Origin of the sequence: Amycolatopsis japonica, assembly GCF_000732925.1 — a bacterium.
In the GTDB taxonomy this organism is placed as follows: Bacteria; Actinomycetota; Actinomycetes; order Mycobacteriales; family Pseudonocardiaceae; genus Amycolatopsis; species Amycolatopsis japonica.
In genome coordinates, this window is record NZ_CP008953.1 from 1,604,802 (window position 1) to 1,626,299 (window position 21,498).

General features: G+C 69.6%; 19 protein-coding genes and 1 pseudogene. 12 read left to right on the top strand and 8 right to left on the bottom strand.

Translation table 11 applies throughout. The features are described 5' to 3' along the window. Nucleotides 1–135 precede the first annotated feature (135 nt). The 3 genes from aceA to AJAP_RS45040 all read left to right on the top strand — a co-directional run bounded on the left by aceA (nucleotide 136) and on the right by AJAP_RS45040 (nucleotide 3,663). Complete coding sequence (aceA, locus tag AJAP_RS07955) at nucleotides 136–1,422, top strand: isocitrate lyase (protein WP_007031644.1); 1,287 nt, start codon at nucleotides 136–138, stop codon at nucleotides 1,420–1,422. 102 nt (nucleotides 1,423–1,524) lie between these two features. Continuing rightward, nucleotides 1,525–3,129: a malate synthase A gene (gene aceB, locus AJAP_RS07960; protein ID WP_038509306.1), complete on the top strand. Its 1,605-nt coding sequence runs from the start codon at nucleotides 1,525–1,527 to the stop codon at nucleotides 3,127–3,129. A gap of 402 nt (nucleotides 3,130–3,531) precedes the next feature. Continuing rightward, the gene (locus tag AJAP_RS45040) at nucleotides 3,532–3,663 is read left to right on the top strand and encodes a hypothetical protein (RefSeq protein ID WP_255431241.1); all 132 of its coding nucleotides are present in this window, start codon (nucleotides 3,532–3,534) and stop codon (nucleotides 3,661–3,663) included. 175 nt (nucleotides 3,664–3,838) lie between these two features. On the opposite strand, the gene AJAP_RS07970 is transcribed toward AJAP_RS45040, so the two are convergent. Further along, nucleotides 3,839–5,092, bottom strand: a complete 1,254-nt coding sequence (locus AJAP_RS07970) for a glycosyltransferase family 4 protein (RefSeq protein ID WP_038509310.1) — start codon at nucleotides 5,090–5,092, stop codon at nucleotides 3,839–3,841. A 121-nt stretch (nucleotides 5,093–5,213) separates the two neighbouring features. On the opposite strand from AJAP_RS07970, the pseudogene AJAP_RS07975 reads away from it, so the two are divergent. Then, nucleotides 5,214–6,434 (top strand): annotated as a pseudogene (locus tag AJAP_RS07975) (sugar-binding domain-containing protein). On the opposite strand, the gene AJAP_RS07980 reads toward AJAP_RS07975, so the two are convergent. The 5 genes from AJAP_RS07980 to AJAP_RS08000 form a co-directional block, all read right to left on the bottom strand. Further along, nucleotides 6,422–6,649, bottom strand: a complete 228-nt coding sequence (locus tag AJAP_RS07980) for a hypothetical protein (protein WP_038509312.1) — start codon at nucleotides 6,647–6,649, stop codon at nucleotides 6,422–6,424. The pseudogene AJAP_RS07975 and the gene AJAP_RS07980 overlap by 13 nt on opposite strands. Continuing rightward, nucleotides 6,649–7,710 (bottom strand): chymotrypsin family serine protease, encoded by a 1,062-nt coding sequence (locus AJAP_RS07985; protein ID WP_174492006.1) that lies wholly within the window; start codon nucleotides 7,708–7,710, stop codon nucleotides 6,649–6,651. The genes AJAP_RS07980 and AJAP_RS07985 overlap by 1 nt, the downstream gene beginning before the upstream one ends. Nucleotides 7,711–7,993: 283 nt before the next feature. Continuing rightward, nucleotides 7,994–8,479: a glutathione peroxidase gene (locus AJAP_RS07990; protein WP_038509315.1), complete on the bottom strand. Its 486-nt coding sequence runs from the start codon at nucleotides 8,477–8,479 to the stop codon at nucleotides 7,994–7,996. 13 nt (nucleotides 8,480–8,492) lie between these two features. Next, nucleotides 8,493–10,004 carry a 1,4-alpha-glucan branching protein domain-containing protein gene (locus AJAP_RS07995; protein WP_038509317.1) on the bottom strand — a complete coding sequence of 504 codons (1,512 nt, stop codon included), beginning with the start codon at nucleotides 10,002–10,004 and terminating at the stop codon, nucleotides 8,493–8,495. Beyond that, the gene (locus AJAP_RS08000) at nucleotides 10,001–10,774 is read right to left on the bottom strand and encodes a class I SAM-dependent methyltransferase (RefSeq protein ID WP_038509319.1); all 774 of its coding nucleotides are present in this window, start codon (nucleotides 10,772–10,774) and stop codon (nucleotides 10,001–10,003) included. The genes AJAP_RS07995 and AJAP_RS08000 overlap by 4 nt, the downstream gene beginning before the upstream one ends. A 70-nt stretch (nucleotides 10,775–10,844) precedes the next feature. Between AJAP_RS08000 and AJAP_RS08005 the strand changes: the two genes are divergently transcribed. Next, entirely contained in the window at nucleotides 10,845–11,267 is a 423-nt protein-coding gene (locus AJAP_RS08005; RefSeq protein ID WP_038509320.1) for a hypothetical protein, read from the top strand. Here AJAP_RS08005 and AJAP_RS08010 read toward each other — a convergent pair. Further along, a complete protein-coding gene (locus AJAP_RS08010) occupies nucleotides 11,248–12,099 on the bottom strand; it encodes a DegV family protein (RefSeq protein WP_083650086.1) in 852 nt (283 codons plus the stop codon). The two genes, AJAP_RS08005 and AJAP_RS08010, sit on opposite strands and share 20 nt — an antisense overlap. A gap of 243 nt (nucleotides 12,100–12,342) precedes the next feature. Between AJAP_RS08010 and AJAP_RS08015 the strand changes: the two genes are divergently transcribed. The 4 genes from AJAP_RS08015 (at nucleotide 12,343) to AJAP_RS08030 (ending at nucleotide 15,966) form a co-directional block, all read left to right on the top strand. Next, nucleotides 12,343–13,128, top strand: coding sequence for an electron transfer flavoprotein subunit beta/FixA family protein (locus tag AJAP_RS08015; RefSeq protein WP_038509322.1), 786 nt, complete (start codon nucleotides 12,343–12,345; stop codon nucleotides 13,126–13,128). A gap of 26 nt (nucleotides 13,129–13,154) precedes the next feature. After that, on the top strand, nucleotides 13,155–14,114 hold the full coding sequence (locus AJAP_RS08020; protein WP_037341881.1) for an electron transfer flavoprotein subunit alpha/FixB family protein: 960 nt from the start codon (nucleotides 13,155–13,157) through the stop codon (nucleotides 14,112–14,114). Nucleotides 14,115–14,290: 176 nt separating this feature from the next. Next, complete coding sequence (locus tag AJAP_RS08025) at nucleotides 14,291–15,073, top strand: GNAT family N-acetyltransferase (RefSeq protein WP_038509324.1); 783 nt, start codon at nucleotides 14,291–14,293, stop codon at nucleotides 15,071–15,073. After that, nucleotides 15,070–15,966 (top strand): lysophospholipid acyltransferase family protein, encoded by an 897-nt coding sequence (locus AJAP_RS08030; RefSeq protein WP_038509325.1) that lies wholly within the window; start codon nucleotides 15,070–15,072, stop codon nucleotides 15,964–15,966. Before AJAP_RS08025 ends, AJAP_RS08030 begins: the two co-directional genes overlap by 4 nt. Nucleotides 15,967–16,554: 588 nt before the next feature. Here AJAP_RS08030 and AJAP_RS08035 read toward each other — a convergent pair. Continuing rightward, nucleotides 16,555–17,445, bottom strand: coding sequence for an NADP-dependent oxidoreductase (locus tag AJAP_RS08035; protein ID WP_038509327.1), 891 nt, complete (start codon nucleotides 17,443–17,445; stop codon nucleotides 16,555–16,557). 135 nt (nucleotides 17,446–17,580) lie between these two features. On the opposite strand from AJAP_RS08035, the gene AJAP_RS08040 reads away from it, so the two are divergent. Genes AJAP_RS08040 through AJAP_RS08050 form a run of 3 tightly spaced genes read left to right on the top strand, consistent with a single transcriptional unit; the run spans nucleotide 17,581 to nucleotide 21,496 of the window. Then, nucleotides 17,581–18,837: a helix-turn-helix transcriptional regulator gene (locus AJAP_RS08040; protein ID WP_038509328.1), complete on the top strand. Its 1,257-nt coding sequence runs from the start codon at nucleotides 17,581–17,583 to the stop codon at nucleotides 18,835–18,837. 33 nt (nucleotides 18,838–18,870) lie between these two features. Beyond that, the gene (locus AJAP_RS08045) at nucleotides 18,871–20,250 is read left to right on the top strand and encodes an MFS transporter (RefSeq protein WP_038509330.1); all 1,380 of its coding nucleotides are present in this window, start codon (nucleotides 18,871–18,873) and stop codon (nucleotides 20,248–20,250) included. Between the two features lie 49 nt (nucleotides 20,251–20,299). Next, complete coding sequence (locus AJAP_RS08050) at nucleotides 20,300–21,496, top strand: cysteine desulfurase family protein (protein ID WP_038509332.1); 1,197 nt, start codon at nucleotides 20,300–20,302, stop codon at nucleotides 21,494–21,496. Nucleotides 21,497–21,498 lie beyond the last annotated feature (2 nt).

Consider the following 21,498-nt stretch of genomic DNA (forward strand, 5'->3'; position numbering starts at 1 on the left):
GCAACCTTTGCAAGATGCTACGGAAGCTTCGCAGAAATTGGCAAATTGGAGGCCTGGATCGGATTTCCCCAGTCATGTCAGGGTCGGATCAGGAAAGGCGATCACTCGCAAACTTCGCAACACCGGGAGAATCCGATGACTCAGCACGCGCAGCAGCTGGAGCAGGCGGCCGCCGAACTGGCCAAGCAGTGGGAGACCGACCCCCGCTGGGCGGGCGTGAAGCGGTCGTACTCCGCGGCTGACGTGGTCAAGCTGCGCGGCAGCGTGGTCGAGGAGCACACGCTCGCTCGCCGCGGCGCCGAGAAGCTGTGGGACCTCCTGCACAACGAGGACTACGTCCACTCGCTGGGCGCCCTGACCGGTAACCAGGCCGTGCAGCAGGTGCGCGCCGGCCTCAAGGCCATCTACCTGTCGGGCTGGCAGGTCGCCGCCGACGCCAACCTCTCCGGCCAGACCTACCCGGACCAGAGCCTCTACCCGGCCAACTCGGTGCCCGCCGTCGTCCGCCGCATCAACAACGCGCTGGGCCGCGCCGACCAGATCAACTGGGCCGAGGGCAACACCGACATCGACTGGTACGCCCCGATCGTCGCCGACGCCGAGGCCGGCTTCGGTGGCCCGCTCAACGCCTTCGAGCTGATGAAGGGCATGATCGCCGCCGGTGCCGCGGGTGTGCACTGGGAGGACCAGCTCGCTTCCGAGAAGAAGTGCGGTCACCTCGGCGGCAAGGTGCTGATCCCGACCAAGCAGCACGAGCGCACGCTGAACGCCGCCCGCCTCGCCGCGGACGTGCTGAACGTGCCGTCGCTGATCGTCGCCCGCACCGACGCGCAGGCCGCCACGCTGATCACCAGCGACGTCGACGAGCGTGACCGCAAGTACGTCACCGGCGAGCGCACCGCCGAGGGCTTCTACAACGTCACCAACGGCATCGACCCCTGCATCGACCGCGGTCTGGCCTACGCCGAGTACGCCGACCTGCTGTGGATGGAGACCTCCAAGCCGGACCTCGAGGTCGCCCGCCAGTTCGCCGAGGCGATCAAGGCCAAGTACCCGAACCAGATGCTGGCCTACAACTGCTCGCCGTCGTTCAACTGGAAGAAGCACCTGGACGACGCGACGATCGCGAAGTTCCAGCGCGAACTCGGCCACATGGGCTACAAGTTCCAGTTCATCACCCTGGCCGGCTTCCACGCCCTGAACTACTCGATGTTCGACCTGGCGCACGGTTACGCCCGCGAGGGCATGACCGCCTACGTCGACCTGCAGGAGCGCGAGTTCGCTTCGGAGGACCGCGGTTACACCGCCACGAAGCACCAGCGCGAGGTCGGCACCGGCTGGTTCGACAACGTCGCGACCGCGCTGAACCCGGAGAGCTCGACCACCGCGCTCGCCGGTTCCACCGAGGCCGAGCAGTTCTGATCCCTCGCAAGTAGGTGCCAGGTGGCGGTCTCCGGACTCCCAGCGGAGACCGCCACCTCCCATCCCCTTCTATCTCTCGCGAAGCCCCAGCGGAGGCACACCATGGTTGAGAAGCTGAACTACCGGATCGACGTCTGCGGACCCGCCGGTGACCGGTTCGCCGAGATCCTCACCCCGGCCGCGCTGGACTTCGTGGCCAAACTGGACAACGCGTTCGCCGGCCGCCGCCGCGAACTGCTCGACGCGCGCCGTCTGCGCCGCGAGAAGCTGCAGTCCGGTGAGGAGCCGCTGGGCTTCCTGCCCGAGACGCACGCGATCCGCGACGACAGCAGCTGGTCGGTCGCCCCGGCCGCGCCCGGTCTCGAAGACCGCCGCGTCGAGATCACCGGCCCGACCGACCGCAAGATGACGGTCAACGCGCTCAACTCCGGCGCGAAGGTCTGGCTCGCCGACTTCGAGGACGCGACCTCGCCGACCTGGCACAACGTGATCGACGGGCAGCTCAACCTGTTCGACGCGATCCGCCGCAACATCGACTTCACCACCGAGGCGGGCAAGCGCTACACGATCGGCGACGACCCCGCGACGATCGTCGCCCGCCCCCGCGGCTGGCACCTGGTGGAGAAGCACATCCGCATCGACGGCCGCCCGGTTTCGGCGAGCCTGGTCGACTTCGGCCTCTACTTCTTCCACAACGCGCGCCAGCTGCTGGCCCGCGGCAGCGGCCCGTACTTCTACCTGCCGAAGCTCGAGAACCACCTCGAAGCGCGGCTGTGGAACGACGTCTTCCTGCTGGCGCAACGGGAACTCGGCATCCCGCGCGGCACGATCCGGGCCACCGTGCTGATCGAGACGATCACCGCCGCGTTCGAGATGGAGGAGATCCTCTACGAACTGCGCGAGCACATCGCCGGGCTGAACGCCGGCCGCTGGGACTACATCTTCAGCGTCATCAAGAACTTCTCCTCGCACGGCGCGGACTTCGTGCTCCCGGACCGCGCGCAGGTGACGATGACCGTCCCGTTCATGCGGGCCTACACCGAACTGCTGGTGCGCACCTGCCACAAGCGCGGGGCGCACGCCATCGGCGGCATGGCCGCGTTCATCCCGAGCAAGGACCCGGAGATCAACGCGACCGCGCTGGAGAAGGTCCGCCAGGACAAGGAACGCGAGGCGAACGACGGTTTCGACGGCTCGTGGGTCGCGCACCCCGGCCTCGTCCCGGTCTGCCGCGAGGTGTTCGACAACGTCCTCGGCGGCTGGCCGAACCAGCTCGGCAAGCTGCGTGAAGACGTCGTCGTGACGGCCGAGGATCTGCTCGACGTCGCCAGCGCGGGCGGCGAGGTCACCGAGGCCGGTGTCCGCGCCAACATCAACGTCGCGCTGCGCTACATCGACGCTTGGCTGCGCGGCACCGGCGCGGCGGCGATCCACAACCTGATGGAGGACGCCGCCACCGCCGAGATCGCGCGCTGCCAGGTGTGGCAGTGGATCCGCAACGGCACGAAGCTCGAAGACGGCACCGCGCTCACCCGCGAACTCGCCGTGTCCTATTTGGACGAAGAGCTGGCGTCGGTGCGGGCCGAACTGGGCGAGGACACCCGGCTCGGCGACGCCTACGAGATCTTCACCGAGACCGCGCTGGGCGAGAAGCTGCCGAGCTTCCTCACCACCGGTGCGTACGCGCGATACCTGACCACGCACTGATCGAGGCTCCGGCCGCCCCTACCTGACGCGGGGCGGCCGGGTTCCACACCGGTTTGGGACGGTGTGGCCCAACGGGTCCGGTGGCGGAGGCTCCCCGCCACCGGACCCGCTTCACGCGCGCGCTCTTCCGGTAGCGCTGTCGGGCGTGCGCCTCGCCGCGGGGACCCCGCTCACCCCCACACCGCAGTGGGCGGGGTCTCCGCGGCTTTCTTCGGCTTCAATCACGCGAGTTCCGGCTTCAATCACGCGTGATACGACTCCGAGCACTCACGGGACCGGACGAATCGGTCACGGACCGCGAATAGGTAGGGGTACCTAGTGAAGCCCCCGTTGTTTCGGCGGCGGGTCGCGCGGATGCTCGGCGCCGGGTGGGAGTTCCGCCCGTTTCCCCGAGGAGCCACCATGAAGAAGCAGTTGAGAACGCTCTTGGCCGCGACCTTCGCCGTCCTCGCCGTCGCTCTCGCCGCCCCGGCGGTGTCCGCTTCGGCCGGGGTCTCGGTGCAGCCGGACTGTGTCCGGCCCTGCCATTTCTGATCTTCGCCACCTAGAGCAGCCCCGGGGGTCGCGCCCCTCGCGACCCGCGACGTTCGTGGAGGGGGATCCGGGTCCCCCGACGTCCCGGATTCCCCTCCGCCCCCCCCCGCATTCAGAGGACTAAATGCGACCCGCCGCGTTTAGTCCTCTGAATGCGTTTGAGTGCGGCGGGGGCTCAGGGCTCGAAGGCGTTGCCGGTGGCGATCTTCGGCCGCCCCAGTTCCACCGGCTCGGCGACGCGAGCCCGCCGGTAGACCGCCACGGTCGCCTCGGCGATCCGGCCCCAGTCGAAGTCCGCGGCCAGCCGCGACTGCGCGGTCAACGCCCGCCGGGCGGCGGCGACCTCGTCGTCCAGCACCGCCTCGACCGCGTCCCCGAGGGCGTCGACGTCGCCGGGGCTGAACGCCAGGCCGGTCTCGCCGTCGACGACGACCTCGCCGAGCCCGCCCGCGGTCGAAGCCACGAGCGGCGCCTTCGCGGCGGCGGCCTCCAGCGCGACGATCCCGAACGGTTCGTACCGGCTGGGCAGCACGACGGCGTCGGCCGCGGCCAGCACGGCGCGCAGTTCGCGGTCGGACAGGTGCCCGACGAAGTCCACCGCGCGCCGGACGCGCAGCTTGCGGGCCTGGTCGACCAGTTCCTCCAGATGCCTGCCTTTGCCGGCGACGACCAGCCGCGTCCCCGGTTTGGCGCGGCGGATCCGGGGGAGCGCGGCGAGCAGATCCTGTACGCCCTTCTCCCATTCCAGCCGTCCGAAGTAGAGCAGCAGCGGCGCGCCGGAGGGGCTGTAGACCTCGCGCGCGTGCGCGACCTCCTCTGCGGGCACCTGCCAGGTGCGTTCCTCGATGCCGTTGTGGATCACGGTGACCGCGTCGCCGTCGACCTCGAACAGATGCGCCACTTCGCGGCGCATGGCCTGCGAGCAGGTGATCAGCGCGTCCGAGCGGTTCGCGAGCCACCACTCGACGGAGTGCACCTGCTGGTTCAGCGGATGCGAGAGCCAGCCGGAGTGCCGTCCGGCCTCGGTGGCGTGGATCGTGCCGACCAGCGGCACCCTGGCGGCCTCCGCGATCGCGATCGCGGGATGGGTGACCAGCCAGTCGTGCGCGTGCACGACGTCCGGCTGCCAGCCGCGCAGCAGGTCGGTGGCGGCGCGGACCATCGCGTGCCCCATGGCCAGCGTCCACGCGACGAGGTCCCGTTCGAAGGTCACGTGCATCGGGTCTTCGGCGACCCGGATGATCCGGACGCCCTCGACCACGCGATCGGTCCTCGGATGGGTCTCGGCGTCGGTGCCCGCCGTGTGACGGCACAGGACGACCACGTCGTGCCCCTGCCGGGCGAGATGCCGGGCCAGGGCGTGGACGTGCCGTGCGAGTCCGCCGACGACCACGGGTGGGTACTCCCACGACAACATCAGCACGCGCATGGGTGGAGGTTACTCGTGAGTCGGTCGGCGCCGGGACGGGGCGATCACCCCCACAGGTGACACCGATCGAGGGCGACGGGGGGCGGCGATCTTTGCCACCATCGGGTCGATGACGTCTTCGGTGAACGCGGCCGGACCGGCCTGCGAGACCGTCGAACCGGTGCTCTCGACGCCGTGGTCCGCGCAGGTCGGACCCGGCAACGCGCTGCCCGAGTACCCGCGTCCCGGCTGGTCCGCGAACGCTGGCTGAACCTCAACGGCGTCTGGGAGTACGCGGGCAGCGGCGCGCCCCGCCGCGACGGGTACGGCGAGCGGATCCTGGTGCCGTGCCCGCCGGAATCGGCGCTCTCCGGCATCGGACGGCGGGACGAAACCCTCTGGTATCGCAAGGTTTTCCACGTTCCGCCCGGTTGGGACGGTCAGCGGGTGCTGCTCCACTTCGGCGCCGTCGACCAGTCCGCGACGGTGCGGGTCAACAACCAGGAGGTGGCCGTCCACGAAGGCGGGTACACGGCCTTCAGCGCCGACATCACCGACGTCCTGCGTCCGTCGGGATCGCAGGAACTCACCGTCCGCGTGACGGATCGGACCGACGCCGCGACGCATCCCGTCGGCAAGCAGCGGAACGACCCGAAAGGGATCTTCTGCACCGCCGCGTCGGGTATCCGGCAGACCGTCTGGCTGGAGCCGGTGCCGTCCGCGCATATCCGGGATCTGCCGCTGACCCCCGATCTCGATGGGGTGACGGTTGTGCCCAAGGTCACAGGCGGCGCCCGGGTGGAGCTGATCGTCAGCGAACCCGGCGGCGCGGAGGTGACACGCGTCGAAGGAGCCGTAGGGCAGCGGTTGCGGACAGGCTGGGCCTGCTCGTCTGGCAGGACATGCCGTCGCTCACCGGACCTCGACCCGACCAGGGACGTCGTCGCGAACAGCGGGGTGAACTGCTGCTTCTCCCGGCCGGACACCGGCGCGGGTGACGTCTACGACGACCACCTACGTCGGGCCGGGGAGCCCCGCGGTAAAGGACCACAGGGTGATCGTCGACGGCGAGTACGGCGGGCTCGGCCTCGTCGTCGACGGGCATCGCCGGCCGGGGGAGCCCCAGGCCTACGAGATGACGCCGACCCCGGCACAGCTGACCAAGCGCTATGCCGAGGTCGGCGAGCACCTCGAACGGATCGTCGCCGGAACCGGCCTTTCCGGCGCGATCTACACGCAGACCACCGACGTCGAGAACGAGGTCAACGGCCTGCTCACCTACGGCCGGCGGGTGGTGAAGGCGGACGCGGAGTCCGTCGCCACCCGCAATCGGGCGGTCATCGAGACGGGTCAGTCCGGCTGAGCCTCCACCGGACCGCCGGAGTCGCGGACCCGGACGGGCACTCCGAGCAGCTGAGAAGGCAGCTGCCCGGAGTCGTGACCGGGGGTCATCCACACGTCGATCGTGGGTGCCCCCTCGGCCTCGCCCTGCCCGACCCCGACTACTCCGGGGACGTCGTCGAGCCATCGGGACGCCGTCACGAGGGCGGCATCGACATCCGATACGTCTTCGGCCACTACGGATGCACCCTGATCCCAAGCGACGCTTCGACCAGCGAGATCCGGTTGATCACCGTGACCACCGGCGAACCGGCGAACAGCAGGCCGACGGCGTTCTCGCTCAGGTCCGCCACGAGACTGCCCGAGTCGCCACCGGCCGACATGTCGGTGGTCAGCAGTTGCTGCGCGAACCGGGCCACCCTGCCTCCGCCGTAGTTCACGTCGACGGTGGCGTTGATGTTCGTGATCCGCCCGGTCGTCCAGTTCGTGGTCCGGCCGGTCTTCTGCACGAGCGTGCCGACCGCGGGCGCCACGTTGGTGCCCTTGAGCTCGCCGACCCAGAAGATCCGCCGGTCGAGGTCGTGGAACTGGCCTTCGGCGATCGCGGCGTCGACGAAGTTCAAGGGCACCGGCTGCCCCGGCTGGATGAACTTGATCGGTACGAACCGGCTCAGCCTGGCGATGACGTCGGTGGGGACGACGCCGCCGTCGAACGGGCCGGGCTGCAGGATCGGGTCGCCGATGGCGGCGGCGTTGGAGTTCGCCAGCACGTGGTTGTTGCTCAGGATGTAGTACCTCGGCGGTTTGCCGGGCAGCGCCGTCGCGTCGTAGACCGCGGTGCCGTAGGTGCCGGCGGTGATCTTGAAGTGGCCGACGCTCAGCCCGCCGAACGCCGGGCGGAACCGCTTGGCGAGGGTGAACGGACCGACCTGCTCACGGGCGAGTTCGTCGGGGCGGGCGAGTGTCGGAGCCTGGGGCTCGTCGACCATCGTGGCGGCGCCGTTCACCTTGGGGGCGGCGACGCTGCGACCGGCCTGGAGCACCCCGACCTCCTGGACGTCGGTGGGCACACCCGACAGCGCCGCCGGGACGAGGTCGTCTTCACGCAGCATTTCGTGCGGCATCTTCGTGTCGACCAGGACGGTGATCGCCTTCTCGCCGGTGTCCCTGCCCCCGGACCATTTGGTACCGAGCGCGACACCCACCACGTTCTGCCGGTTCAGCAACGCCTCCTCCTCGGCCGCCTGCACGCTCGCGAGGGAGAGGAAATCGTCCGGGATCATATTGTTTTCGATCATGTCGGCCACACTTTTCTGGTTGTCGGCGTTGACGAAGTGCGGGACTCCCGACGAAAGAGTCTTCTCCTCCTGCGGCGGGTGGCGCCATAGTGCAATCGGGTACGGCGCTTCACTATGAGACGTCAAGATTTCCCTTGTGCGGCAAGGGTTTGTTATCGCTCAACCGGACATCGCCCCGGCGTCGCCGCCGTTGAGGGACTTTGGTCACCGATCCGCCGGAAAAGGAAACGGGCGGGCTCGCCGGATCACTCCGGTGAGCCCGCCCGTTCGCGAAAGGCGGGAATCAGCCGATCGTCGCGTCGATCGCCTTGGTGATCGTCTCGTCCTCGGGTTCGGTGCGTGGGCGGAATCGCCCCACCACTTCACCGGAAGGGGCGATGAGGAACTTCTCGAAGTTCCACTGGACGTCGCCGGCGGCGCCCTCCGCGTCGGCCGCCTTGGTCAGTTCGGCGTAGAGCGGGTGACGGCTTTCCCCGTTGACATCCAGCTTTTCGAACAGCGGGAACGAAACGCCGTACGTCGTCGAGCAGAAGGTCTGGATCTCCTCCGCCGTGCCCGGCTCCTGGCCCGCGAACTGGTTGCAGGGGAACCCGACGACGGAGAAACCCTTGTCCGCGTAGCGTTCCTGGAGTTTCTCCAGCCCGGTGTACTGCGGCGTCAGCCCGCATTTCGACGCCACGTTCACCACCAGCAGCGTCTTGCCTTCGAGCGCGCCGAGCGTCGTGTCCTCGCCCGCGAGCGTCTTCAGCGGGATGTCGTGGATCCCCATGGTGCCCCTTTCGTCATTTCCTCAGCAGATCACGCGCGTCGACGTGACCGAACGGCCCGTCGTCGCGCCGGAACGCGGCCGCGGTCTCCCGCGCGCGGTCGAGTGCTCCTTCCCGGAGCAGCCCGGCGAGCGTGTCGAACCGTTCCGTGTGCACTCTCGCCCGCCGCCGCGCGTAATCGGCGGCGGAGTCCTTGGTGACCATGAACGCCCAATCGCTCGACAGCGCCAGCATCGCTTCGGCGACGGCCTGATCGCGGACGGAGTCGCGTGTCGTCGTGTCCATTCCGGTGACGAGGTCGAGCATCCGGTCCTGCAACGCGGTGTTGTCCCGCACCATGTCGGCGACCTGCTCGCCGTCCCAGACCCGCCAGTCCTTGCCAGACCCCCACGACGACGCCGGGAGGTCGACCTTCCCGCCGAGGTGACCGGCTTCGAGCGCGCCCTTGAGCGTCGTGACGCGGACGCCGGCCTCGGGCAGCGCGCGCAGGACGCCTTCGAGCCAGGCAGGGCCCTCGTGCCACCAGTGTCCGAACAGTTCCGTGTCGTACGCGGCGACGACGAGCGACTCGCGGCCGTGCTCGGCTTTGAGCGAACGCAGGCGGGCGACGACCGTGTCGACGAAGTCCTGGACGTGACCGCCGAGGGTGGCCGTCGCCATCGCCGGGTCGTACGGCGCCTTGTCCGGCGGCTCGACGGTCTTGCCGGTCACCCGCGAGGGTTTGAGGCCGACCTCGTGTGCCCAGGTGTGGAAATCGCGATAGGCGGCATGGCCGGGATATCCGGCCTTCGGCGACCAGACGCGGTACGTGACTTCGAGATCGCGGCCGAAGCACACGACGTCGGAATCGCCGACCGTCCGCGCCGCCGAGGTGTCACCGTGCAGGGAAGGCCCGTCGACCATGAACCGCTGGACACCCGCGGCGGCGTATCCGGCCTCCATGCCGGGCGCGTAGCCGCATTCGGGCGCCCAAATGCCTTCGGGACGCCGTCCGATCCGCAGCGCGGTGTCGGCCAGGCCGCCCCGCAGCATGAAGTCGCGGACCGCCGGGTCGAGCAGCGGCTGGAACGGATGCGCCAGCGGCCCGCCGAGCAGTTCGATCGTCCCGTTGTCCACAAAGGACCGAAGGATCGGGGAGAAGCCGTGACGCCAGCGGGTTTCGAGCTCTTCCGAGGCTTTGAGCGCCGTCCGGTACTCGCTCGCCGCGAGGTCGCGCAGCAGCGGATCACCGCGCCACAGCGTGGACGCGTGCCAGGAGCGCAGCTGCCAGTGGCCGAGCCAGTCGTGGAAGGCGTCGATGCAGTACGGGTCGTCGAGCTGGGCGGCGAGGATCGGCGTCATCCCGAGGGTGAGGACGTCTTCGCGGCCCTCGTCGGCGAAGCGGCGCAGGAGATCGACCATCGGCAGGTAGGAATGCGCCCACGCCTGGTAGAGCCATTCCTCGCCGACCGGCCAGGATCCGTGATGCGGCAGCCACGGCAGGTGGCTGTGCACGACGAGGCAGAACGTGCCCTCGTAGTCGCTCATCGGCGCACCGCCACGGCGACCAGGTCGAGGCTGGCGTCGAGGTCTTCACCGTGGATCGCGAAGTCCGCGGCCTGGATGCCTTCGACGTCGGCCAGCAGTTCCGCGGGCCAGGTCGCCTGTCCCGGCAGCTGCCCCATGACGACGTCGAGCTGGGCGTCGATGATCGAACCGCCGTACTTGGCGTCGAGCCTCGCGACGCCCTCGCCGTGGTGGAGACCGTGCAGGGTCTCGACCACGAAACCGGCGTCACGCAGCAATCCGTCCAATTCGGACGGTGCGAGCTCTCTGGTGTGGAACGGGTTGAGCGGGGTGTCGCTGTCCGGGGTGAAGGTCAGCCGGTTGGGCGTGGTGACGATCAGCCGTCCGCCGGGGGAGAGCACGCGGCGGCATTCGGCGAGGAAGGCGCCCTGGTCCCAGAGATGCTCGATCACCTGGAAATTGGCGACGACGTCGACCGAGGCGTCCCGCAGCGGCAGGAACACCAGGTTCGCCCTGGCCACACCGATGCCGGGGTAGCGGCGGGCGACGTGCTCGGTGGTGGGGACGTCGTAGTCGAGGGCGAGCACCCGCTCGGCCACGGTGGCGATCAGCCCGGCGCCGTAGCCCTCGCCGCAGCCGGCCTCCAGCACCGTCTTGCCCTCGCACAGCGGCAGGAGCTTGTGATACGCGGCCTCGTGGCGCCGGAACCAGTAATTCTCCTCGGCGATGCCCGGCACGGTGCGTTCACCGGTGAGGTGCAGCGCTTCGGCCCTGGTGGCTGGGGTGGTCACGCCGCGACCCTACCGGCCGGTCACTTCGGCTCGCGTGTCACGTTTCGCGGCGCCACGCAGTCCAGGAGGTATGCAACGGACATTCACCCGCGTACTGCTCGTCGTCTTCGGCCTCATCGAACTGCCCGTCGGGCTGTGGCCGCTGTTCAGCCCGGAGGGCTTCTACCGGGACTTCCCGGGGTTCCGCACCGGCTGGGTGGCGATGGACGGCCCCTTCAACGAACACCTGATCCAGGACTTCGGCGGCCTCAACCTGGCGCTTTCCGCGATCCTGATCGGCGCCGCCGTGATCGGGACGACCGCCGTGGCCAGGTTGGCGGCGCTCGCCACCTTCTGTTTCGGATTGCCGCATTTCCTGTACCACCTTGGTCACGTCTCGCATTTCGAGCCGGTGGACCAGGTGCTGATCATCGTGACGACGGCGCTGGGCGCGGTGCTCCCGGTGGTGCTGGCGCTGATCCCCTCGAAGCGGATTACACCGGCGACACCGTGATGCCGATGGCGCCGGGCCCGAGGTGGGCGCCGAGGATCATGCTGGCGTCTACCAGGGTGCTGTCGACCATATGCGGCAGCCGTGCCCGCAGCCGTCCGCCGATCTCGAGGTCGCGTTCGTCCGGTCCGAACCGGGTGATGGCGACCTCGACGTCCCGGTCGCCCGCGCATTCCACCGCGAGGTCGACGAGTTTGTTGAGCGCCCGCCGCTGGCCCGGCACCCGGGTCAGCGGGGCGACCTCGCCGTTCTTCAGCGTCAACAGGGGTTTGATCGAGAACGCGGAGCCGAGGAACGCCTGCGCCGCGCCGATCCGGCCACCGCGGCGCAGGAACTCCAGCGTGTCGACGTAGAGGATCTCCCGGCTGCCGCGGAAGCGGCGTTCGGCCGCGTCGATGACGCGAGTGGCCTGCCCGCCGGCGGCGGCGACCTTGGCCGCCGAGGTCGCCGCGAAACCGAGGCTCATCCCGGTGGTCCCGCTGTCGAGGACGTGCACCGGGATGTTCACCTGCTGGGCGGCCTCGCGGGCGGCGTTCACCGTCTCCGACATCCGTCCCGAGATGTGGACGCTGACGATCGCGGACGCGCCCTTGCTCGCGGCGTCCTGGAACGCCCAGAAGAACGCGGCGACCTCGGGCGGCGCCGTCTTCACCGGCGTCCCCGCCCGCAGATGGCCGATGATCTCCTCGCGGTCGTAGCGATTCTCCTCGTCGAACTGCTCTCCGACCTGCAGTTGGACCTGAACGACGCCGATTCCCCAGCGTTCGGCGACCGGGGCGGGAAGGCAGGCGGTCGAGTCCGTGATCACGGCGACAGGGCCGGGCATGGAACGCATGGTGGGGCAGGTTATCCCTTCACCATCTCCGGGAGTACCCCGGAATACGGCCGTTCGGGTTAGTCGGCCGGTTACACTCACTTCCGGGTGAATTACCTGGACGATGGTCCCACTAAAACGTGCATCCAGGTGAATGAGGTCACCTCGGCGGGCCGCGGCGCTGAAATGGCCCTAATCTACCGGCCAGTAGAGCTGTTGCCCCGTGGCCGACGCCGGCCACTAACGGGAGGTCGAAGTAGACCCATGACGAACATCGTTGTCCTGGTCAAGCAGGTACCGGACACCTACTCGGAGCGGAAGCTCTCCGGTGCCGACAACACTCTTGACCGCGAATCCGCCGACGCCGTGCTCGACGAGATCAACGAGAAGGCCGTCGAAGAAGCACTGAAGATCAAGGAAGCCGGCGAGGGCGAGGTCACCGTCGTCTCGGTGGGTCCCGACCGCGCGACCGACGCGATCCGCAAGGCGCTGTCCATGGGCGCCGACAAGGCCATCCACGTCTCCGACGCGGCCCTTCACGGCTCCGACGCGATCGCCACCGCCAAGGTGCTGGCCGCCGCGATCTCGAAGGTCGAAGGCTTCGACCTGGTCATCACCGGTAACGAGGCCTCCGACGGCCGCGGTGGCGCCGTGCCGGCGATCATCGCCGAGCTGCTCGGCCTGCCGCAGCTGACCCACGTGAACGAGCTGACCGTCGATGGCACCTCGATCAAGGCCGACCGCTACACCGAGGACGGCGTCACGCACCTCGAGGCGAACCTGCCCGCGGTGGTGAGCGTCGGCGAGAAGATCAACGAGCCGCGCTACCCCTCCTTCAAGGGCATCATGGCCGCCAAGAAGAAGCCGGTCGAGACGCTGACCGTCGCGGACCTGGGCGTCGACGCGGCCGAGGTCGGCCTCGGCAACGCGTGGTCGTCCGTGCTCGAAGCCTCCCCGAAGCCGCCGCGCACCGCCGGTGAGCGCGTCGAGGACGAGGGTGACGGCGGCAGCAAGGTGGCCGCCTACCTGGTCGCGCAGAAGCTCATCTGAGACAGGTTTCGAGGAGGAATAGGGAAATGGCTGAAGTACTCGTCCTCGTCGACCACGTCGACGGTGAAGTCAAGAAGGTCACGCTCGAGCTGCTGACCGCCGCTCGTGAACTGGGTGAGCCGTCCGCGGTCGTCGTCGGCCCGACCGGCACCGCCGCCAAGGCGAAGGAAGCCCTCGCCGCGCACGGCGCCGCCAAGGTGTACGTCGCCGAGGGCGACAACGCCACCGGCTTCCTGGTCACCCCGAAGGTGGACGTCCTCGCCGCGCTCGCGGAGCGGACCTCCCCGGCCGCCGTGCTCGTCGCGGCCAGCGCCGAGGGCAAGGAGGTGTCCGCCCGTGTCGCGGTCCGCCTCGGCTCCGGTCTGCTGTACGACGCCGTCGGCGTGAACGGCGACGGCAGCGTCGACCAGTCCATCTTCGGTGGCGCGTTCTCCGTGAAGTCCAAGTCCACCAAGGGTGTCCCGGTCATCTCGGTCCGCCCGGGCGCGGTCGAGGCCGCCCCGGCCGAAGGTGCGGCCGCCGAGGAGACCGTCGAGGTCCCCGCGGGTGACCCGGCGAAGTCCGCCAAGATCACCGGCGTCGAGCCGATCGTCGGCGGCGACCGGCCGGAGCTGACCGAGGCCTCGGTCGTCGTCTCCGGTGGCCGCGGTGTCGGCTCGGCCGACAAGTTCGACGTCGTCGAGGCGCTCGCCGACTCGCTCGGTGCCGCCGTCGGCGCTTCCCGCGCCGCCGTCGACTCGGGCTACTACCCGGCGCAGTTCCAGGTCGGCCAGACCGGTAAGACGGTCTCGCCGCAGCTGTACATCGCGCTGGGCATCTCCGGCGCGATCCAGCACCGCGCCGGTATGCAGACCTCGAAGACCATCATCGCGGTCAACAAGGACGCCGAGGCGCCGATCTTCGAGATCGCCGACTTCGGTGTGGTGGGCGACCTGTTCAACGTCGCGCCGCAGCTGACCGAAGAGGTCCAGAAGCGCAAGGGCTGAGTCCTTCGTTCGAAGAGGGGCCGTCCGGGATTTATTTCCCGGGCGGCCCCTTTTCCGTGACCGGGAAGTGACTTCCCACCCTGAGAGAAGCCTGAGAACCCGCAATTAACGGAACGTGCACTAATCGGCCATCGGGCGCATTGTCGTTGGTACCCCTCCAGGGGTAGACCTGGGTCATGACGACGTCACAGCTCCTCGTCAGTACTGACCAGGCAGGTGTCGAACTCCCGGCCGACGCGCCGCGTTACTCCCTTCTCGTGGCGAACGGAAACGAAGAAGTCGTCGCCGCGCAACGCCTCCGCCATCGGGTGTTCGCCGAGGAAATGGGAGCGACGCTCAATTCCCTCGAACCCGGCCTCGACGTCGACTACTTCGACGAGTTCTGCGATCACCTCGTGGTGCGCGACGACAACACCGGCGAGATCGTGGGCACGTACCGGATGTTGCCGCCCGATCGGGCCGCGCGGGCGGGAAAGCTGTATTCCGACAGCGAATTCGATCTCACCGCGCTCGATTCCCTGCGCCCTTCGCTGGTCGAGACGGGCCGTTCGTGCGTGCACCCCGACCACCGCAGCGGCGCCGTGGTGAGCCTCGTGTGGGCGGGGATCGGGCGCTACATGCTGCTGGCCGGGCACCGGTATCTCGCGGGCTGCGCGTCCGTGCCGCTGACCGACGGCGGGATCTACGCGGCGGGCGTCTGGGATGTCCTGCGCGCCAAGCACTACGCGGAGGAATCCCTTCGGGTGACGCCGCTGAACCCGTGGCCGAACGAGACGATCGAGCGGCCCTCGCGTGCGATCCTTCCGCCGCTCATCAAGGGCTACACCCGCCTCGGGGCGAAGATCTACGGGCCGCCCGCGCTGGACGCGGATTTCGGTGTCGCGGACTTCTTCGTCCTGCTGGATCTGCACAACGTCGACGAGCGGTACCTCAAGTTCTTCCTGGGAGAGCAGGGATGAGTCACGCCTGGATGCCGAAATCGCCGTGCGGCGACGGCTGCCTGACCGAAGGGGCGCCGACGGTGGCGTTCGGCCGGCGGGTCCTGCGCTTCACCGCGGCGATCGGCGTCATCTTCGGTGCCTTCCTCAGCGCGCCTCTGGTGCTCGTGCTGCGCGGCAAGCCCCGGGAACGGTTGGTACGCCTGCTTTTCGCGGGGATCCTTCGCTCGTTCGGGGTGAAGCTGCGCGTGCTCGGCGACGAGCGGTTCCGCGCCGTGCCCGGCCGTGGCGCGCTCGTGGTGAACAACCACATCTCGTGGCTGGACATCATCGCGGTCAACGCCGTCCAGCCGATGCGGGCGCTCGCGAAGAAGGAGGTCGGCGCCTGGCCGGTGCTCGGCCTGCTGGTGCGCCGCGGCGGCAGCATCTTCCTCGACCGGGAGAACCTGCGGAGCCTTCCCGCGACGATGGACGAACTCGCCGGCGCCCTGCGCGGCGGATCACTCGTCAGCGTGACACCGGAAGGCACCACCTGGTGCGGTCTCGGCTCCGGCCGGTTCCGCCCGGCGACCTTCCAGGCCGCGATCGACGGCGGTGTCCCGGTGCGGCCGCTCGCGTTGCGGTTCCGGCTCGCCGACGGGCGGGAGACGACGCAGCCGGCGTTCATCGGGCCGGAGTCGCTCATCGCTTCACTGCGGCGGGTCGCGGCTCTACGCGGTCTGGTGCTGGAGGTGCACGTGTGCCCGGAGATCGCGCCGGGCCGCGCTTCGGACCGGCGGGAACTGGCCGCGCTGGCGGAATCCGCCGTGCAGGCGGCTCTCGGCCGGGTGCAGATCCCGGCTCAACGGCGCCGCCGCCCGGTCGTCGCTCCCGCTCCTTCGGCACCCTCCGCTCCCGAGGCGGTCTCGCAGTAACTCCCGGATGTGTCATGAAAGGGTCGTTCAGGACGTTTTCCGTCCTGAACGACCCTTTCATGACATCCGCCACGGGTTGTGCGACCGCGGTGGCAGCTGTGGCTTTGGCCGAGGTGGTCGTGAGTGGCGTTTCGGGTTCTAACCCGAAACGCCACTCACGACCACCGGGTCGGGCACCTGAAGTACATGAAGGGCCCCTTCCTTGCGCTAGACGCAGTGAAGGGGGCCTTCATGTACTTGGAGAGGGTGTGAAGGCCCCCATCACTACCTTCAAGGTAGGAGGTACCTAAGGAACCCTTCGCCCTAACCCGAAACGCCACTCACGACCACCTGTACCGATCGGCCGCACTCGCGTGATCGAAGCCGTAACTCGCGTGCTCGGCGGCGGAACTCGCGTGTGCGGCTTCCAAGCACGCGAGTCGCGTCCCTGATCACGCGAGTCACGCCTTCACGCACGCCGCGCAGTCACTCACGACCCGGTCGCGAAAGTCCCTCTCAGCACCTCACGCGCGCTAGGAAAGGTCCTTTCCTGGCAAATTTCGCAAGGAAAGGACCTTTCCTGGCATCCGGGGTTGACACAGCCCCGCATCACTCCAGCGTCAGCGTGATCTTCCCGCCCGCGTGCCCGGTCGCGCTTTCCCGGTGCGCCGAGGCGGCATCGGCGAGCGCGTAACTCGACCCCAGCTTCAGCTTCAGCCCCCGCGTGACAAGATCCTCCAGCACCGCGGCGGTTTCCGAGCCGCCCGCCGAGAACTTCAGTCCCTGCTCGTAAGCCGCCGGGTCCGCGATGGTGATCAGCCGGTCGGGTGAGCCGAGCAGTTCGACGGAATCACCCAGGACGCCGTAACCGGCGGCGTCGAACACCGCGTCGACGCCGTCCGGCGCGGCCGAGCGGACCCGCGAGACCCAGCCGTCGCCGTACTGGACGGGCACCGCGCCGAGCGCCTTCACCTCGTCCAGCGACGAGGCCCCGGCGAGCCCGATGACCGTGGCGCCCAGCGCGACGGCGGCCTGCGTCGCGATCCGGCCGACCTGGCCGCTCGCGCCGTGGATCACCACGGTCTCGTCCGGCTTGACCTCGAGTTCGCCCAGTACGCGCAAGGCGGTTTCCCCGGCGATGGGCAGCGCGGCTGCTTCGGCCCACGAAAGCTCGGCCGGTTTGCGGATCACCGTGCTCGCCAGCGCGTACTCCGCGTACGTGCCGGTCTCCGACCAGCCGAAGACCTCGTCCCCGACGGCGAAATCGGCGCCTTCGCCCACCGCGTCCACCACGCCCGCCAGTTCCAGGCCGAGGATGTGCGGGAAGTCGACGGGCCGGACCTCGGCCATCGCGCCGGACCGGATCTTCCAGTCGATCGGGTTGACGCCGGCGGCCTTGACCGCCACCCGCACCTGGCCAGGGCCGGGCTCCGGCAGCGGCGCGTCGGTGAGCCGCAGGACGTCCGGTTCGCCGTACTGGGTGATGGTGATCGCTCGCATGTTCACTCCTGTTCGGATTTTCTTCGCTGCGATCAGTCAACCGGCGCCCGGACCCCGCCCGAACCAGTCGGACGAGCAGTGTTCACTAGCCGGGAGAGCAGCGTCCCCGAGCCGGGTCGCGCCTACTGTGGAGCCATGGATCCGCTGCACGTGCTGAGCCAGGTCGAGTACATGCTCGCCGCTCCGCGCCCCGAACTCCTGCCGCGTTTCTCCGCGACGGCCGCGACCGTCCTGCCGCATCGCGCCGCCGCGATGGAGACCGGCGACTGCTCGCGTCTGCCCATCAAGGTCGACGGCGACCCGGCGATCACCGGCGCGGTCACGAGCGCCGAACTGCGGCGGCTCGCCGCGCTCGGCATTCCGGGTCAGGCCGTGGTGGCCGAAGAGACGCTCGGCGGGAAGCGCCGGAAACTCGTCGTCCTGACCTCGGCGCCGGTGATCGGCAAGGGCGCGATGATCGCGCTCGTCCCCACCGAGGACGAGCCCGCCGACGCCGCGCTGGAGATCGTCGCCAAGCTGTGGGACATCGTCAGCGTGAACGCCGCCCAGCGCGCCACCGACCCCGAACCCGCCGTCCTGGAGAGCAACATCGCGGCGGCGACCGCGCGGGCGCGGGCGATCACCGATCTGGGGCAGACCCACGCCACCACCCTGACGTCGCTGCTTTCGGTGCTGCGGTCCCGCAGGCTCGGCGACGCCGCCGCCCGGCAGACCGCGACCGACCTCGCCGCGGCCGCGCTGGTCGAACTGCGCTCGATCGCCGACCGCGATCAGGAGCTCTCGGCGGAACCGGCGTCGGAGGCGTTCGGCACCCTCGTCGCGCAGCTGGATCCCTTGGTGCGCCACAACGACGTGACCGTCGACCTCGCCGGGCCGGACGACGAGCGGCCGCTCCCGCAGGACATCGCGCACACCGCCCGCACGGTCTCGCGCGGTCTGGTGCTCGCCGCGCTCGAGCGGGGCAGCACCCGCGTCCGGGCGTCCTGGCGGATCGACGGGCAGGACCTTCGCGTCACCGTGCGGGACGACGGCCCGGAGGTCGCCCGCGCCGTTCCCGCCACCGGCCTCACCGAGCGGATCACGCCGCTCGGCGGCCGCTGGGAGGTCGACGCCGTCCCGGACTGGGGCGCCACGATCACCGCCGTCCTGCCGCTGGGCGTGCAGGAAACGCCGGAACTGCGCCCGCTGGACCGGCTGAACCCGCGTGAACTCGAAGTCCTCGCCGGGATCGCGCGCGGGAAGCGGAACCGGCAGATCGCCGACGAGCTGGCGCTGACCGAGCACACGGTGAAGTTCCACGTGCGGAAGATCCTCGGGAAGCTGGAAGTCAGCTCGCGCGGTGAGGCCGCCGTGCTGGCGCGTGAGCTGCGCCTGGAGTCCGTCGGCGCTTGACCTCCACCGAACTGGAGGTTGCAGGCTCGTCGTATGACGATCACTGGGGGCAAGGCCGAACCGAAGGGTGTGCTCTGGACACCCGAGCACCGCGTGACCACCATCGGGCTGCTGCTCATGGTCACGCTCATCGCGTTCGAAAGCATGGGCGTCGCCACCGCGATGCCGACGATGGTGGCCGACCTCGACGGTCTCGCCCTCTACGCCTGGCCGTTCACCACCTTCCTGGTGGCCAGCGTGGTCGCGACCGTCCTTTCCGGACGCCTCGGCGACCGCAAGGGCCCGGCGCCCGCGTTGCTCGCCGGTACCGCGCTGTTCGCCGCCGGGCTGCTGGTCGCGGGGCTGGCGCACGACATGCCGTTGCTCCTGCTCGGCAGGGCGTTGCAGGGTTTCGGTTCCGGGCTCCTGCTGGTCTCGGTGTCCCTGCTGATCGCGCTCACCTTCACCGACCGGGAACGTCCGGTGATCTACGCGGCCAACGCCGCCGCGTGGGTGCTGCCGGCGGTGATCGGCCCGTCGGTCGCGGGCGTGGTCACCGTCAGCGTCGGCTGGCGCTGGGTGTTCCTGGGGCTGATCCCGCTGACCGGGATCGGGCTCGCCCTGCTGATCGTCGTCACGCGCAAGCTGCCCCGGCACGAGCCCGCCGAGTCCGCGCGCCGCGCCGGGGTCGTGCCCGCGGTGGTCGCCGCCCTCGGCGTCGCCGCGCTCACCTGGGCGGCGCAGCATCCGTCCCTCGTGGCGCTGGCCTACGGCGGGGCCGGCCTGATCGCGCTCGCGTACGCGCTTCGCAAACTCCTGCCCGCCGGGACGCTGTCGTCGCGGCCGGGGTTGCCCACAGTGATCGCTTCGCGCGCGTTGATCGCGGGCGCGTACGCCGGGATGGAGGCGTACCTGCCGCTCACGATGACCGAGGTCCACGGCTACAGCCCCGCGCTGGCCGGGCTGCCGCTGACGGTGACCGCGCTGGGCTGGTCGGCGGGGTCGATGCTGCAGGGCCGCATGCTCGACTGGTCGCGTGAGGCGTCCCTGAGGACCGGGTTCGCGCTGGTCGCGGCCGGTCTGGCGATCTTCGTCTTCGTCCCGCTGCCCTCGTTCCCCGGCTGGATGGCGTTCGTGGCGTCGGCGGTCGGCGGCTCCGGGATGGGCATCGCGATGCCCGCGATCTCGGTGCTGCTGCTCCGGTACTCGCCGGAGGCGGAACGCGGGTTCAACACCTCGGCGCTGCAGCTCGGCGACTGGGTCGGATCGGCCCTGACCATCGGTTTGGGTGGCGTTCTGCTCGCTTCGCTGGCGTCGGCGAAGGAGCCTTCGGTGGCGATCGTGGTGCTTTCGGTCGTGCTGACCGGCATCGCATTGCTCGGGGTGCGGGTGACCGGCCGGTGGCCGTCGGATATGAGCGCCGCCACCCGCTGATGAGGGTGGGCTTGGTCACGCCCCGGAACGGGCTACCCTGAAGGATGCGATGACCTATCTCGACCACGCGGCGACCACCCCGATGTTGCCCGAAGCCGTAGCGGCGATGTCCGAGGCGCTGTCCACAGTGGGCAACGCCTCCGCGCTGCATTCCTCGGGACGCCGCGCCCGCCGCCGGGTCGAAGAAGCCCGCGAAGTGATCGCGGAGGCACTGGGCGCCCGGCCGTCCGAGGTGATCTTCACCGCCGGTGGCACGGAGAGCGACAACCTCGCGGTCAAGGGCATCTTCTGGGCCCGCAACGGCGAGGACGCGCAGCGCCGCCGGGTGCTGTGCAGCACCGTCGAGCACCACGCCGTCCTCGAGTCCGTCGAGTGGCTGGAGCAGCACGCGGGCGCCGAGATCGGCTGGGTCGAGGTCGACGCGGCGGGCCGGGTCACCCCGGAGTCGCTGCGCGCCGCCATCGGTGACAGCCCCGAGACGGTCGCGCTGGTCACCGTGATGTGGGCGAACAACGAGGTCGGCACGGTCAACCCGATCGCCGAACTCGCCGCCGTCTGCGCCGAGCACGAGATCCCCTTGCACACCGACGCCGTCCAGGCCGTCGGCGCGGTACCCGTCGATTTCGCGGAGAGCGGCGCCGCAGCGCTGACCCTTACCGCGCACAAGCTCGGCGGCCCGTACGGCGTCGGCGCGCTGCTGCTCGGACGCGACACGGCGTGCGTGCCGGTGCTGCACGGTGGCGGCCAGGAGCGCAGCGTGCGCTCGGGCACGCTGGACGTCCCCGCGGTGATCGCGTTCGCGACGGCGGTCAAGGCCACGGTCGAGGGACGCGAGGAGTACGCGAAACGCGTCGCCGAGCTGCGCGACGACCTGATCGAGGCCGTCCGGCGCGAGGTGCCGGACGTGGTGCTCAACGGTGGCGAGGGCGAGCGCCTGCCCACGCACGCCCATTTCACCTTCCCCGGTTGCGCGGGGGACAGCCTGTTGATGCTCTTGGACGCCAAGGGCATCGAATGTTCCACCGGATCGGCGTGCACGGCGGGTGTCGCGCAGCCGAGCCACGTGCTGCTGGCCATGGGTGCCGAACCCGCGGCCGCGCGCGGGTCGCTGCGGTTCTCGTTCGGGCATACCTCGGCACCGGAAGACGTTGAAGCGGTTTCGAGGGAGATCGCGGGCGTCGTCGACAGGGCGAGGCAGGCGGGACTCGCCGGAATGCGTAAGCAGACGCAGAAGCAAGAGGTGTGAGG

Coding starts and splice junctions, on each gene's coding strand:
- AJAP_RS07970 (WP_038509310.1), bottom strand. CDS start 5,092: ATGCGCGTGCTGATGTTGTCGTGGGAGTACCCACCCGTGGTCGTCGGC.
- AJAP_RS08005 (WP_038509320.1), top strand. CDS start 10,845: ATGCAACGGACATTCACCCGCGTACTGCTCGTCGTCTTCGGCCTCATC.
- AJAP_RS08050 (WP_038509332.1), top strand. CDS start 20,300: ATGACCTATCTCGACCACGCGGCGACCACCCCGATGTTGCCCGAAGCC.
- AJAP_RS07990 (WP_038509315.1), bottom strand. CDS start 8,479: ATGGGGATCCACGACATCCCGCTGAAGACGCTCGCGGGCGAGGACACG.
- AJAP_RS08030 (WP_038509325.1), top strand. CDS start 15,070: ATGAGTCACGCCTGGATGCCGAAATCGCCGTGCGGCGACGGCTGCCTG.
- AJAP_RS07995 (WP_038509317.1), bottom strand. CDS start 10,004: ATGAGCGACTACGAGGGCACGTTCTGCCTCGTCGTGCACAGCCACCTG.
- AJAP_RS08025 (WP_038509324.1), top strand. CDS start 14,291: ATGACGACGTCACAGCTCCTCGTCAGTACTGACCAGGCAGGTGTCGAA.
- aceB (WP_038509306.1), top strand. CDS start 1,525: ATGGTTGAGAAGCTGAACTACCGGATCGACGTCTGCGGACCCGCCGGT.
- AJAP_RS08040 (WP_038509328.1), top strand. CDS start 17,581: ATGGATCCGCTGCACGTGCTGAGCCAGGTCGAGTACATGCTCGCCGCT.
- AJAP_RS08010 (WP_083650086.1), bottom strand. CDS start 12,099: ATGCGTTCCATGCCCGGCCCTGTCGCCGTGATCACGGACTCGACCGCC.
- AJAP_RS08045 (WP_038509330.1), top strand. CDS start 18,871: ATGACGATCACTGGGGGCAAGGCCGAACCGAAGGGTGTGCTCTGGACA.
- AJAP_RS08020 (WP_037341881.1), top strand. CDS start 13,155: ATGGCTGAAGTACTCGTCCTCGTCGACCACGTCGACGGTGAAGTCAAG.
- AJAP_RS08035 (WP_038509327.1), bottom strand. CDS start 17,445: ATGCGAGCGATCACCATCACCCAGTACGGCGAACCGGACGTCCTGCGG.
- AJAP_RS07985 (WP_174492006.1), bottom strand. CDS start 7,710: ATGATCGAAAACAATATGATCCCGGACGATTTCCTCTCCCTCGCGAGC.
- AJAP_RS45040 (WP_255431241.1), top strand. CDS start 3,532: ATGAAGAAGCAGTTGAGAACGCTCTTGGCCGCGACCTTCGCCGTCCTC.
- aceA (WP_007031644.1), top strand. CDS start 136: ATGACTCAGCACGCGCAGCAGCTGGAGCAGGCGGCCGCCGAACTGGCC.
- AJAP_RS08015 (WP_038509322.1), top strand. CDS start 12,343: ATGACGAACATCGTTGTCCTGGTCAAGCAGGTACCGGACACCTACTCG.